Genomic DNA, 12,596 nt, shown 5'->3' with positions numbered 1-12,596 from the left:
ACCATACTTCGAAGCGGGCAGTTTTCTTTGATGGGCCGAATTCTCGAACCGCTGCTACGGCATTTCGCCTACGAGCTTTGAAATCCGGCTGGAAAAAGTCCACCGCGGCGACCATTTTGCTCATCGACGAACCCGCCCGCTGACCACGTCCGGCTCAAGCGTGGTGAACCTCGGGCGCAGGTCCGGAAGCCTTACGTGCCCGGTGGTTGGCGACGTTGACACGATTTCCGCATAGCCCCGGCATGCAATAGCGACGCCGCCCGGGGCGCGTTGTGTCGATGAACGCACCTCGGCAAGTGGGTGCGCCACAGGCGCGGAACCGTTCCACGCCGAGAGACTGGACGACGCCGAGTATTCCGACGCCGCAGATCAGCGAAAGCGCGTCGAAGACTGTCGCGCCCGGCCGGAGCGAGACGGCCCATCGAGAGCGGCCTGACGAGGTGTCGACGGTGACCTCACCGATCGAAGAGGTCAGCACGGTGGCGCCGGTGATGAGGCGTGCCTGGTCCGGGTGGTCGACCAGATCCCGCACCGTCACGCGTAGCCGGTGAACGGCACGCAGCTCATCAGGCCGGGTGGGCTCGGGTAATGAGTGGAGTTCGGCGAAGGCGGCGAGAGACTCCAGCTCGGGCAGCTTGTCTTCGCCGTGCCACACCTCGGGTGCGGTGTTGACCAGCTCGGTAGCGATGCCCGCCGCCCAGACGTAATCGTCTAATGCCACTTGCATCCCTTACCAACCTCTCGTACGTTCACGATTAACCAACACTTTAACCCTTACTTGGAGGTTCTCCGTGGAGATCGACGCCTTGGTGTTCGACATACTCGGCACACTCGTCGACGAGCCCGCCGGGATTCGCGCGGCCATTCGGCAAGCCGTGCCGGATGCCGACGCGGATCAGCTGGTCAACAGGTGGTTGAGCCACGTCGAGATCGAGCAGCGAAGCATCGTCGAAGGGGGAAGGCCGTACGCCCCGAGCGACGTTCTCGACCGCGAAGCGGCCCAGCTGGTCACCAAGACGGACGTGGTACCAAGGCTCCCGCCATGGCCTGACACTGTCGAAGGCCTGACGAGGCTTGCCGCGCAGTACCCGATCATCGGTCTCTCCAATGCCAGCCGGACGACCCTGCTCCGGATGAACGCCCACGCCGGACTCCGCTGGCATCAAGCGCTCTCCGCCGAGGAGGCGCGGACCTACAAACCGGACCCGGCCGTCTACGAGCTGGCCGTCAAGGTGTCCGGTGCGCCGCCGGAGCGGCTGCTGATGGTCGCCGCCCACGCGTGGGACCTGCGGGGAGCGCAGAGCGTCGGTCTCCGGACCGCTTACGTCGCCAGGCCGGTCGGGGACCCTCCGTCGGCGGCGGATCGCTTCGACTTCCATGCCGACGGCCTCGCCGATCTGGCCGTTCAGCTCGCAGATCATCGAATCTGATCAGAACTGTCGGTGCCTCACGCTAGGTTCATCCCAGTCCCCACCGAGGCACCCCGCAAGGAGAAGATGCGTTGTCAGACTGGGAAAGAGCGAGCACAGCCCGGGTGTTGCCACCTGCCCGCCCGCGCAAGCTCGCGAAGGTCCCGTTCGTCGAACTGGCCGACGGACGGGTGCAGGGCGTGGTGTCCAGCGGATCGGACATCGGCCGCGTGTACGTCTCGTCGGTCGCGGCGAGCACATACGAATTCGCCTGTAGTACCAATAACAACCGGCCTTGCGGTGGGGCGCGGGGCATGTTCTGCAACCACATCCTCGCCCTGATCAACGAATCCACCCTTCAGTACGGTGCCGAGCGTGTCGCACGGTATTTGCGCGTAGAGGTTCCCGAGCCGACCGCGCAGGCCATTTCGCAGACCATGAGCGCGACCCGGCCGTCGCAGGGCGGCAACACCGCCGCCGCGTCCGTGTTCAGCCAGTTCTTGCGGCACTTGGCATATCTGGAGTTCGAAGCATCGACGGCGCCGGTGCCGGAACTGCACTGGTTCCCGCCGACCAGGGCGGTGGTGTGATGCGCACCGATCTGCTCGCCGACCCCATCGCCGGTCTCGACGAGGCGCTGGCGGCTGTCGACGCCTTCGATGACGTGCTCGTCGCCGGGTTGCTTCGTCCACAGAAAATCGCCGGCTTGACCGAGCTGGCCGAGGCCGTCGCGGGGTCGCCGTTGGCGGCGAGGGTCGCCGAAGCCGCCGAGAAGACGGCAGCCGGTGCCGCGGGGGAGGAACACTTCGTTTCCCTTGCGGCGGCGAGGATCGCCGTGTTCGGTTCCGTGCACGACGCTGTCCTCGCGTGCCTCGCCGAGGCGACCGGACGGCCGATGGACGAGGAGGCCGCCCGGCAAGTGTCCGAGACGGCGGTGCCGAATCTGCTGGTCGCCGCTCGTTCCTGGCTGTCCGATCTGGCCCGTGCCGGCTGGCAGGGCATCGACCACGACCTGATCTCGGCTTCGGCGCCGGTGATCTCCGCGCTGCTCGCGGAGCCGAGCCTGCGTCGCCTGGCCGTGTTGCTCGACGGCTTCGCGGCGGAACTCGCGGCGTCCTGTCCCGGTGCGGCGTTGGAACGCGTTCCGGTTCGGCGCTGGGGTGACCTGTGGTCGCGCGGGATGCTGCTGACCTTGCCCGCGGCCACGCCCGCGATCGGCACGGTCACCGGCCGCCTGCTGCCGCTCGGGGTCGATCTGCTGGAACACGCGACGGCCGCGCAAGCCCAGGTCCACGCCGTATTCGAGCCCGAAGACGGCAGCACGCCGCGGCTCGTGCGCGCGAGCGTGACGGTGCCGAAGCCGGACACGATCATCGGCGCCGGGATCTGGCAGTTGCTGCGCCCGCATCTCTCCCTGCTCACGGCGATCGGCGAAGGCCGCTCGATGGACCTCGCCGAGATGCCGGTCACCGACGAGGGCGACCTGCTCTGGCAGGACGAACATGCTCGGCTCGGTGAACCCGCGGACGCCTTCTCCACCGCACGTGTCGCGCTGCCGAAGGCCCTCACCCCGGCCGTCGCGCCGCTGAACAGGCATCCGGTGCGGATCGCCGTTCCCGTCTTCCTCGAGGGTTACGACATCGAGGGCGACGAAGACGCGCTCTCGTTCACGTTCGCGGGAAATCATCTCGCCGTCGAGACCGACCGTATCCCGGCCGCCGGTCCGCTGACGCCGAAAGCGGTCGCGAGTTCCAGTGCGTGCCTCGGCCTGATCCGGTGGGACGGCGGTTTCCGGCTCCAACCGCTCGCGGTGGAGACCACTGTGCGCAAGAAGACCACCGCCGTGCACGCCGGAGCCTGGGCAGGGGGCACCACCGACAAGGCCGGGGTGAAAGCCGAGAAGGCGGCCACCGACGCCGCGGCCGTGCTGCGCGAACGCGCCGGAAGGCTGTTGCGGAAATGACCGAATCCGAGGACAACCGCCGCCAGGTCCTGTACTGGCGGCTGCTCGCCCGGCTTTTCGACACCGAAGAGCAGGCCGCGCTCGAAGCGGCGAGTGTGGCCGTGGTCGAGGACATCGGCCTGCCGTCCGCGTTGCTGGATCCGAACGTCGCGATCGACTCGGTCGTCCAGCGCCATCCGGAGCTGGCCGCCGAGTTCGACGGGCTGATGGTCCCCGAAGCCGAGGACAGCCGGGACAAGGCCGCGGAGGTCCGGCGGGCGGCGCTGGTGTCGAAGGTGCTGCTCAACGTCTTCGCCGCGGCACCCGCCACAGTGACAGCCGGGCAGCTGTCCAGCTGGCAGGCCGACGCGGGCTGGTTCGAGCGCGCGCTGGGTTGCCGTCCGGGTGAACTGCGCGGCGGTCGGTCCGGTGGTGCCCCGACCGGGCTCGGCGGAACCGGCGGGGGCGGGGCTCCCGACTTGAGCACCCTGCTCCCGGCGATCGGGCCGGAACTCGGCGGCATCGAGGCGGACCTCGTCAAGCGGATGCACCTGCGCGAGGTCCTCGCCGATCCCGCGCTCGCGGCGAAGCTGAGCCCGAGCATGTCACTCATCGAACAATTGTTGCGGGACAAGGACAATCTGTCCGGGGTGGCCTTGGCCAACGCCAAGTCGCTCATCCGCCGCTACGTCGACGAGATCGCGGAGGTCCTGCGGACCCAGGTCGAGAAGGCCTCGACGGGCAAGGTGGACCGCTCGGTCCCGCCCAAGCGCGTGTTCCGCAACCTCGACCTCGATCGCACCATCTGGAAGAACCTGACCAACTGGAGCCCGGCAGAGGAACGGCTCTACGTCGATCGCCTCTACTACAAGCAGACCGCGAAGAAGACCACCCCGCAGCGGCTCATCGCGGTCGTCGACCAGTCCGGTTCCATGGTGGACTCGATGGTCAACTGCGCAGTTCTGGCCTCGATCTTCGCCGGTCTGCCCAAAGTGGACGTCCACCTGATCGCTTACGACACCCAGGCGCTCGACCTCACGCCGTGGGTGCACGATCCGTTCGAAACCCTGCTGCGCACCAATCTCGGCGGCGGCAACGACGGCATGGTCGCGATGGCGCTGACCCAGCCGAAGATCGCCGAGCCCGCCAACACCGTGGTGGTGTGGATCTCCGACTTCTACGAGACCCGAGTCGAGCAGCTCTTCGAAAGCATGGCCGCGATCCACCGGTCCGGGGCGAAGTTCATCCCGGTCGGCTCGGTCACCAGCGCCGGCCGGGGCAGCGTCAATCCCTGGTTCCGCGAGCGCTTCAAGGATCTCGGCACGCCGGTGATCTCCGGCCACATCACCAAGCTCGTCCACGAACTCAAGACCTTCCTCACCTCCTGAACTTCCCCGAAAGGCAAGACATGTCCGACGTCCTGCGCGCCCCCGCCGAACTCAAGTACGCCGAAGAGCTCGACTGGCTGGAGTCGATCGACGACAGCCCCAAACCGTTCGCCTGGCGCCTGTCCCCGAAGATGGTGCGCCTGTTCGTCCTCGGCTCCGAGCGCGCCGACGGCCTCGACCGCGAGATCGCACAGAAATGGTTCGGCGACCGGAGCATCGTCGAACGAGCCATCGTCACCCTCGCCTCCGACCGCGGTCTGCTGCTGATCGGCGACCCCGGCACCGGCAAGAGCTGGCTCGCGGAACTGCTGGCCGCGGCGATCTCCCGGAACTCGACGCTCGTCGTGCAGGGGACCGCCGGCACCACCGAGGACCACATCAAGTACTCGTGGAACGTCTCCATGGTCATCGCCAAAGGCCAGTCCCGGGAGTCGATGATCCCGTCGCCGATCATGACCGCGATGGAGGCGGGCTCGATCGGCCGGTTCGAGGAGCTGACCCGGTCCACCAGCGACGTGCAGGACGCGCTGATCTCGATCCTGTCGGAGAAGTACATCTCGGTACCGGAACTGGACAGCGACGGCATCGTCTTCGCCAAACCAGGCTTCTCCGTGATCGCCACCGCCAACAGCCGCGACCGCGGCGTCAACGACCTTTCCTCCGCGCTCAAGCGCCGCTTCAACTTCGTCCGCATCCCGGTGGTGACGAACAAGAAGAGCGAGGCGGAGATCGTCCGCTTCCGCACCGAGGAACTCCTGCGCCGCCACCAGATCGAGCTGGACGTGCCGCCGACCCTGCTCGACGTGCTGCTGCGCAGCTTCGGTGACCTGCGCGCCGCGGCGGCTTCGGCGGGCAGTGACGACGAGAAGCTGGAGTCCGCGTTGTCCACCGCCGAACAGATCGGCGTGCTCGAAGACGCGGTATTGCACGGCAACTTCTTCGGGGAACGGGCGCTGACCGCCCGAACGCTCGCGTCGTCGCTGGTCGGCTCGCTCGCGCGCCGTGAGCCGGAGGATCTGGCAATCCTCAACAAGTACCTGCACGGCGTCGTCGAGCCGCGCAGCAAGGACGAGGGCGGGGAATGGCCGGAGTTCCTCGACGGCGGCCGCGACGCGATCGCCACCCTCTCGTGAGCGGCGCCTTCGAGGCGCTGCGCGGCCAGTTGCAGGAGGCCGCGGCCGCCTTCGCCGACGGGCCCGGCGCGTTGGAGGGCATCCTGCTCGGGCTGGTCGACGACGTCGACCGCGCGGTGCGGGAGCCGCTGGAGATCTTCCCGGTCTGCCACCATTCCCCGTCCTCGGCCGTGGCGATGGCCCGGCGGTTGCGGGAGAAGCAGCCGAAGGTGGTGTACCTCGAACTCTGCGAAGACATGGCACCGCTGTTGACCGAGTTGCGCAACTGCCGTCTTCCCGTAGCGGTGCAGGCGTTCGCGACGGACGTGAAGGGATTCCCCGCCGAGTGGGCACCCCTGTCCGTGGTCGCGCCGATCACCGAGGCTTCGGCCGAGTACCAGGCGATCGCGTACGCCCTCGACACGCCGGGCGTCGAACTCGTCCTCGTCGACCGGTCGGCTGACCACGTCTTCCAGTGGAACGAAGGCGAACCCTCCCCGGCTCCGGACGCGCCGCCCGCGGAGGAGGAGGCCGCACTGCATGGTGACGCGGTCGGCGTCGAGATCGGCGATCTGCGGCCGCGGTTCGCCGAACTCGAGGAACACCTCCTGCGACACGGGCGGGTGCGGCACTGGTCGGAGTGGTGGCATCAGTACGTCGAGCTGCCGCTCGGCGACAGCGACCACGACACCTACCGCCAGGTCATGTTCCTGATCGGCAGCCTGTTCCGCCGTCTCGCGCCCGGGGACACCCGGCGTGTGCGGGTGGACGAAGACCGCGAGCGTTACATGTGGACCCGCATGCGCGAGCACCTCGCCTCCTCGGGCGTCGATCCCGCGGACTGCCTCTACATCTGCGGCGCGTTCCACGCGGCCAGCCGGGTCGCGGAGTTCGGCGTCGAAGGCACGGACGGGTTCGTGATCAGCCCGCGCAGCGCGAGCACCTGGCAGTACGGGCTGATCCCGTCGAGCCACGCCTCGATCGAGGCGCAGTTCGGGCTCGCCGGTGGATCGGTGTCGATCGCCGCGACGGAGTGGGCGAAGAACCTCAAGCGCACCAAGGTGAAGCAGTTCCAGCTGGACGGGCAGGTGGGCGGCCAGAAACGGAAGAAAGCCGCCGAGCTGCCGGCACAAACGCCGGATCCGGTGGCGTCGGATCACCTTTCCGGTTTCCTGCAACGGCCTCCGGTGCTCGACCGGCTGGACGAGGCGGAGCTGCTGGGCTGGTCGGTCGAGATCGTGCGGGCGGCGCGCCGCAACGGATACCTGTCCTCGACGGCCGACGCCATCGCGGTGTTCGAGACCTCGATCCTGTTGGCGGGCCTGCGTGACAGAGCCAAGCCGACGCCGTACGACTTCCAGGACGCGGCGGTCACCTGTATCGAGAAGGACGTCGTGCCCGGCAGGCGCGACGTGCGCCGCCTCGTCGAGATCATGATGGGCGGCGACCGGATCGGCCAGGTCGGCTACGACGCGTTGCCGCCGTTGGCGCGCGACGTGCACGACAGGCTCGAACCCCTGAATCTCAAGCTGCAGCAACGAGGTGTGCAGCGGGCGTTGCTCGACATCGCTTCGAGGCCGGAGCTGGAGCCCTGCTCCGATCTGCTGTGGATGCTGCGGTACCTGATGCCGCACGGCGCGGCCCGGCCGATCATGGGGGAGCGGCGGCTCGGTGAACGGCCGATCCAGGAGTCGTGGGATCTGGCGCTGGGCACCCATCAGCGAGCCCTCATCGAGCTGGGTTACGAGGGCGTCAGCATCGAACAGGTGCTGGAGCAACGGCTTCGTCGTGCCGCCTACCACCCGCAGGCCACCGCGGCGAAGGTGCTCGGAGCGGTCGAGGACGCGACGCTCTACCTGCGCAGCGCCAGGCTGGCGGGGGAGCTCGGCACGCGCGCACTGGAGGTGCTGGCCACCGAACGCACCGTCGACGGCGCTCCGGAAGTGCTGCGGCGGGTACGGAGGCTGCTGGCGCACTACCGGACCAGCGAGCCGGTACTGCCCCGGTGGATCGAGGACTTCGTCCGGACGGGGTACGCGCACTACTGCACCCTGCTCCCGGCCGCCTTCGCCGACGAGGGGGCCGGTGTCGAGCAGGTCGCCGCGATGCTGGGCTTCCTGTTCAGCATGGAGGCGCTCGCCCTGTCGCTGGGGTGTGACCGGACCCAGCTGGAGCTGGCCATCGCCGGATCGCATCCGGAGGAGCCGTCCAAGGTGGCGTTGCTGTGGGCGGCGCAGGTCCAGCTCGGCCGCCTCTCACGTGCGGAACTGCGTGAGCGGTGCGCCGGACTTTTGGCGAACCCGTTGGTGCTGCCCGCTTATCCGCGCTACCTGAGCGGGTTCGTCCACGCTTTGGAGCCGGCGCCGGGACTGGCCGACTTCGTCGTCGAGGCGGTGTCGAACGCCTTCGTCGAACTCCCGGACAGGTTGCTGCTGCCGTGGTTGCCGACCTTGATCACCACGCTGCGGTCCCGGGGCGCGGAATTGGTGCCGCTGCTCGTGCGTGAGGCGGGGCGGATCTTCCCCGCCCGCCTCGCGGCGCTCGACGAATGGGTTCCGCCCTGGAAAGACCAGCCGGAACTGCGTGTCACACCGAGGAAATCGGGCGGGGCCGGTCTCTCGCTGCTGGCCGCGCACCCGGCGGCCTGCGACGCCGTGGCGGGGCTGCTGGGCTGTGACGAGCCATGGAGCAGCGCCGCACCCACCGGCTTGAAGCTGCTCGAGCGGTATCCGGACTCCGCCGCCGCACTTGAGGAGGTACTCGTCGGCCGGTGAACGCCAGCGGCGGTCGCCGGGGCATCCGGCGACCGCCCGCCCGGTCAGTCGGCGACCCAGCTTCCGTGGAAGCCCAGCGGCACCGGCCTCGGCAGATGGATACGCGCCAAGGGTTTCGCGGCGAAGTCCTGTGCCGAGAGGATCACGAGATCCGAGGCGTTGCGGTCGGGGTTGTTCACGTAGGCGAGGGCATAACCGTCGTCCTCGGCCTTACCGCGGGAGGACGGGACGAAGACCGCTTCGCTCGCGTCGGCGCCCCGGCCGAAGCGGTGCACCTCCGAGCGCCCGCTCCGCAGGTCGTGCTTGATCAGCGCGTTGCCGAAGGTGTCGGCGGGCTTGTCCAGGTAGACGTCGAACAGTTCGCCAGGGGAGGCCGAGTAGCCGTATCGGTGCCGTCGTGACACCAGGGTTTCGTTGACCCGCGGGAACTCCTGTGGCCGGTCGTCGAGGACGCGGCGCCGCACGCGCCCCTGCGCGAGATCGATCGTCCAGCGCTCCAGCATCGGCGGTCCCGACGCCGACGGGCCGCCGAAGCCCTGCTTGCCGGACACCTCGAACGGCGCCGGCATCGTCGTCAGGTCGATCACCACCGTGGAGCCGTCCTCGTAGGCGTTGAGCGTGTGCGAGTAGAAGACCGGATCCACCCCGAACCAGCGGACCGGACCACCGTCGCGTTTCATCACCCCGACCCTGGCCGGGTGGTCCGTGTTCCACTTGTAGGGCACGACCTTGCCCGGCCGCGGATCGAAAGTCACCGGTACGTCGAAGACGACCACGTAGTGCTCCGTGAGCCCGAAGTCGTGCATCATCGGGCTGTCGGTGACCGGGATCCGGGTGGTCCGCACGACGCGGCCGGTCCGGTCGACCATCAAGTGCCGTACGTGGTCCCAGGTCGGGTGGTAGGTCACCGCGTGCAGTTCGTCGGCGCGCGCGTCGAACTTGGTGTGTGCGGTGTAAGAGCCCTCCAGCGAACCACTGAAATCGAAGGGCCCCAACGTGTTCAGCTCGCCGTCGAGTTCGTACGGCGGGGCGCCGGACTCCTGCAGGGTGAGGATTCGGCCGTGGTGGCTGATCACGTGGGTATTCGGTGCGAAATCCTCGGCGGGCACCGGCCACGGGTACCGCTCGCCCAGTTTCGCCGCGACACCGGACGAACGCACCCAGCGGTTGCGGTACCACTCGGCCTTTCCGTCGCGCAGCCGGACGCCGTGCACCATCCCCTCGCCCAGCATCCAGTGGTGAGCGCGCGGATCTTCGAGCCCGAGGACGTTCGGCCCGGTGCGCAGGTACCGCCCGCGGAGATCTCTCGGAATGCGGCCGGTGACCGGCAGATCGAAGGCGGTCACCTCCTCCTTCACCGGTGCGAACGCGCCTTCGATGAACGGGTAGCGCGGCTTCGGCGCGGCGAAGGCGGACCCGGTGCTCCCGTAAGTCACGGCGGCTCCGCCGATGGCGAGCGCGGCCGCGCCGCGAAGCACGTTCCGCCTGTTCGGTTCGGTCATGGTGATCCCCCAACTCGTGAAATAACTGTGTATGCCATGAACGGTGTATGGCATTACCTGTTTTGGGTGCAACAATGCGCTCATGGACGACGTCGAGATCGAGTTGCTGCCGCCGGGCACCGCGCTGGCCTGGGGGCGCGCCCCGGCACCCCGGCGTGGGCCGAAGCCGGGATACAGCCTCGAGCAGATCGTCGACGCGGCCATCGCGCAGGCCGACGCGGAGGGTTACGCGGAATTGTCGATGCTGTCGATCGCGAAACGGCTCGGCGTCACCGCGAACGCGCTCTACCGGTACCTGAGCTCCAAGGAGGAACTGCTCGTCCTTGTCGCCGAAGCGGCCTGGGGGCCGCCACCGGAACTATCGTCCGGCGACTGGCGTGCCGCGGTCACGGCCTGGGCCCGCGCGCTCCTCGAACGCTGCCGCCGCCATCCGTGGCTGATCGACCTGCCGGTGCGAAGGGCGCCGAGCACGCCGAATCTGCTGGGGTGGCTGGAGAACTTCCTGGAAGGGATGTCCGGCTCGGGTCTGAGCGTCCAGGACGTGACCGGCTGCGCCGTCCTGGTCGACGGCTGGGTCCGCAGCACCGCTTCGCTGCTCCGAGACGTCAACGCGAGCCCTTCCGATCAGGTTCAGGCGTTGAGCGCGTTCCTGGGGCCGCGTCTCGAACGGCGGGGCTACCTGCGCGTCGCCGCCATGATCTCCGGCGAAGCGTACGGCGAAGAAGGCATGGGGGAAGCCGACATCGAGTTCGGCCTCGGCCGCATCCTGGACGGCATCGAAGCGCTCATCGGTCGCCGCTGAACACCTCGTCGAGCCGGTAGTCGACGATTTCCGCCGCGCGTTCCGGGGTGTAGGCGTCGACCATGATCGCGGTCACCAGACCGGCGGACATCGTCGCGAGCGCGTCGGCCTCCAGGTGGGGGGCGACGCGCTCGGGAACGTCGCCCTTCGCTTGCGCTTTTCGAAGCAACTCGGTGAGCGCGCTGACCAGATGGGGCAGAAGCGGTTCCTGGTCAGGGTCTTGGCTTCCACGGGTGACGTCGACGGCGAAGTAGGCGATCTGGACCGCGGCCAGCATTCGGCGGCGTTCGCCGTCCGGCAGGACGGCGGTGAGGTAGGCGCGCACGATGGTGCGTTCGTCCCCGGTCCCCATCGCCTCGGCGATGCGCTTTCCGGCGATCTCGCCGGTCAATTCGACGACCCGCTGCCAGGCGAACCGCAGCATCTCCTCCTTGGTCGGGAAGTAGTACTGGACCAGGTTCATCGAGATGCCGGCCTCCGCGGCGACCGCACGGAGTGTGACCGCTTCCAAGCCTCGGGCGGCGGCGATCCGGAAAAGCGCCTCCGCGATCTCGCGCCTTCGTTCTTGGTGATCGACACGTTTCGGCACGCGATCACTCTGTCATGACCTTCTGGGGTGGTCCGAGCCGCCACCCACTGTTATGGTGCAAGTGCACTATAAACCTGAGGAGGTCACATGCTGGGGGAGTTCGTCGACGAGAAAGCGGAAGAGCGGTTCTTCGGCGTCTATGACGCGATCCTGCGGAAATGGCCGGTTTCCGCCGAGGAACTGGACATCGAGACGGGATTCGGCCCGACCCGTGTCCGGCGTTGTGGTCCCCAAGACGGGCCGCCGATCGTGCTGCTCTCCGGCGGGATGGGAACGTCACTGTCCTGGTACCCGCATATCGCGGAACTCGCCGTCGGGCACCGGATCCACGCCGTCGACACGATCGGCGAGCCAGGGCGGTCGATCCAGACCGCGCCCATCGAGTCCACAGAGGACTGCGCGGATTGGCTCGCTGAGGTCGTCGACGGGGTGCTCGCGGGAACCGGTCACGGAAAGGTCTATCTCGCCGGTGTCTCGCGAGGCGGCTGGCTCGCCTTGAATCTCGTTACCCGGGCCTCCGACCGGATCGCCGGGGTCGTCACCTTCGAAGCCGCGGGGTTCGGCGCGATCGGCCGGAGCTTCATCTGGTGGAGCTTTCGCGAGATCTTCCGCTGGTTCTTGCCGAAGTGGCTGCTCCGGCTGGTGTCGTCCGGGGATCCCGAAGTGCGGCACACCGTGCGTCCTCTGCTTTTCGGTGCCCTCAAGTACAAACAATACCTTCCCGAGATGCACCTGTTCAGCGACGACGAGTTGTCCGCGATCGACGTTCCCACCCGGATCGTGGTCGCCGAACGAAGCGTCATCCACCGTGCTCGCGAGGTGGCGGCCCGGCTCGGATCACTGAACCCGCACATCGATGTCGAGGTCGTGCCCAAGACCACGCATGGGTTGTCCCTGGAGAAACCGGAGCTCATCACCGCTCGGATTCTCGAGGCCGCGCATCACGCCGACGCGGGTTCGTGACACTCGACTGGTGATCTGCCGGAGGGGGGGGGGGGGGGGGGGGGGGGGGGGGGGGGGGGGGGGGGGGGGGGGGGGGGGGGGGGGGGGGGGGGGGGGGGGGGGGGGGGGGGGGGGG

General features: G+C 68.3%; 11 protein-coding genes. 8 read left to right on the top strand and 3 right to left on the bottom strand.

The window, feature by feature from the left end; translation table 11 throughout:
- Positions 1 to 154: 154 nt before the first annotated feature.
- Complete coding sequence (locus ACZ6DT_RS33060; protein ID WP_465602673.1) at positions 155 to 727, bottom strand: CGNR zinc finger domain-containing protein; 573 nt, start codon at positions 725 to 727, stop codon at positions 155 to 157.
- Positions 728 to 791: 64 nt separating this feature from the next.
- Here ACZ6DT_RS33060 and ACZ6DT_RS33055 point away from each other — a divergent pair, with 64 nt between their 5' ends.
- From ACZ6DT_RS33055 to ACZ6DT_RS33030, 6 genes are all read left to right on the top strand, one after another.
- Complete coding sequence (locus tag ACZ6DT_RS33055) at positions 792 to 1,430, top strand: haloacid dehalogenase type II (RefSeq protein ID WP_465602671.1); 639 nt, start codon at positions 792 to 794, stop codon at positions 1,428 to 1,430.
- A gap of 71 nt (positions 1,431 to 1,501) precedes the next feature.
- Positions 1,502 to 1,999 (top strand): hypothetical protein, encoded by a 498-nt coding sequence (locus ACZ6DT_RS33050; RefSeq protein WP_465602669.1) that lies wholly within the window; start codon positions 1,502 to 1,504, stop codon positions 1,997 to 1,999.
- Positions 1,999 to 3,372: a hypothetical protein gene (locus tag ACZ6DT_RS33045; protein WP_465602667.1), complete on the top strand. Its 1,374-nt coding sequence runs from the start codon at positions 1,999 to 2,001 to the stop codon at positions 3,370 to 3,372. The genes ACZ6DT_RS33050 and ACZ6DT_RS33045 overlap by 1 nt, the downstream gene beginning before the upstream one ends.
- A complete protein-coding gene (locus tag ACZ6DT_RS33040) occupies positions 3,369 to 4,739 on the top strand; it encodes a VWA domain-containing protein (RefSeq protein WP_465602665.1) in 1,371 nt (456 codons plus the stop codon). The genes ACZ6DT_RS33045 and ACZ6DT_RS33040 overlap by 4 nt, the downstream gene beginning before the upstream one ends.
- A 20-nt stretch (positions 4,740 to 4,759) precedes the next feature.
- Positions 4,760 to 5,872: an ATP-binding protein gene (locus ACZ6DT_RS33035; protein WP_465602663.1), complete on the top strand. Its 1,113-nt coding sequence runs from the start codon at positions 4,760 to 4,762 to the stop codon at positions 5,870 to 5,872.
- On the top strand, positions 5,869 to 8,625 hold the full coding sequence (locus tag ACZ6DT_RS33030) for a DUF5682 family protein (protein ID WP_465602661.1): 2,757 nt from the start codon (positions 5,869 to 5,871) through the stop codon (positions 8,623 to 8,625). The genes ACZ6DT_RS33035 and ACZ6DT_RS33030 overlap by 4 nt, the downstream gene beginning before the upstream one ends.
- 44 nt (positions 8,626 to 8,669) lie before the next feature.
- Here the strand turns inward: ACZ6DT_RS33030 and ACZ6DT_RS33025 are convergent, their stop codons facing one another.
- Positions 8,670 to 10,127: a carotenoid oxygenase family protein gene (locus ACZ6DT_RS33025; protein ID WP_465602660.1), complete on the bottom strand. Its 1,458-nt coding sequence runs from the start codon at positions 10,125 to 10,127 to the stop codon at positions 8,670 to 8,672.
- Positions 10,128 to 10,209: 82 nt separating this feature from the next.
- Here ACZ6DT_RS33025 and ACZ6DT_RS33020 point away from each other — a divergent pair, with 82 nt between their 5' ends.
- Positions 10,210 to 10,929, top strand: coding sequence for a TetR/AcrR family transcriptional regulator (locus ACZ6DT_RS33020; RefSeq protein WP_465602658.1), 720 nt, complete (start codon positions 10,210 to 10,212; stop codon positions 10,927 to 10,929).
- Here ACZ6DT_RS33020 and ACZ6DT_RS33015 read toward each other — a convergent pair.
- Positions 10,913 to 11,518: a TetR/AcrR family transcriptional regulator gene (locus tag ACZ6DT_RS33015; protein ID WP_465602656.1), complete on the bottom strand. Its 606-nt coding sequence runs from the start codon at positions 11,516 to 11,518 to the stop codon at positions 10,913 to 10,915. The two genes, ACZ6DT_RS33020 and ACZ6DT_RS33015, sit on opposite strands and share 17 nt — an antisense overlap.
- Positions 11,519 to 11,605: 87 nt before the next feature.
- Here ACZ6DT_RS33015 and ACZ6DT_RS33010 point away from each other — a divergent pair, with 87 nt between their 5' ends.
- Entirely contained in the window at positions 11,606 to 12,481 is an 876-nt protein-coding gene (locus ACZ6DT_RS33010; RefSeq protein WP_465602654.1) for an alpha/beta fold hydrolase, read from the top strand.
- The last annotated feature ends 115 nt before the right edge of the window (positions 12,482 to 12,596 follow it).

The organism is Amycolatopsis sp. NPDC041971 (assembly GCF_055588925.1).
Note: the sequence above shows the minus strand (reverse complement) of the source record. Positions and strands in the feature narration are given on the sequence as shown.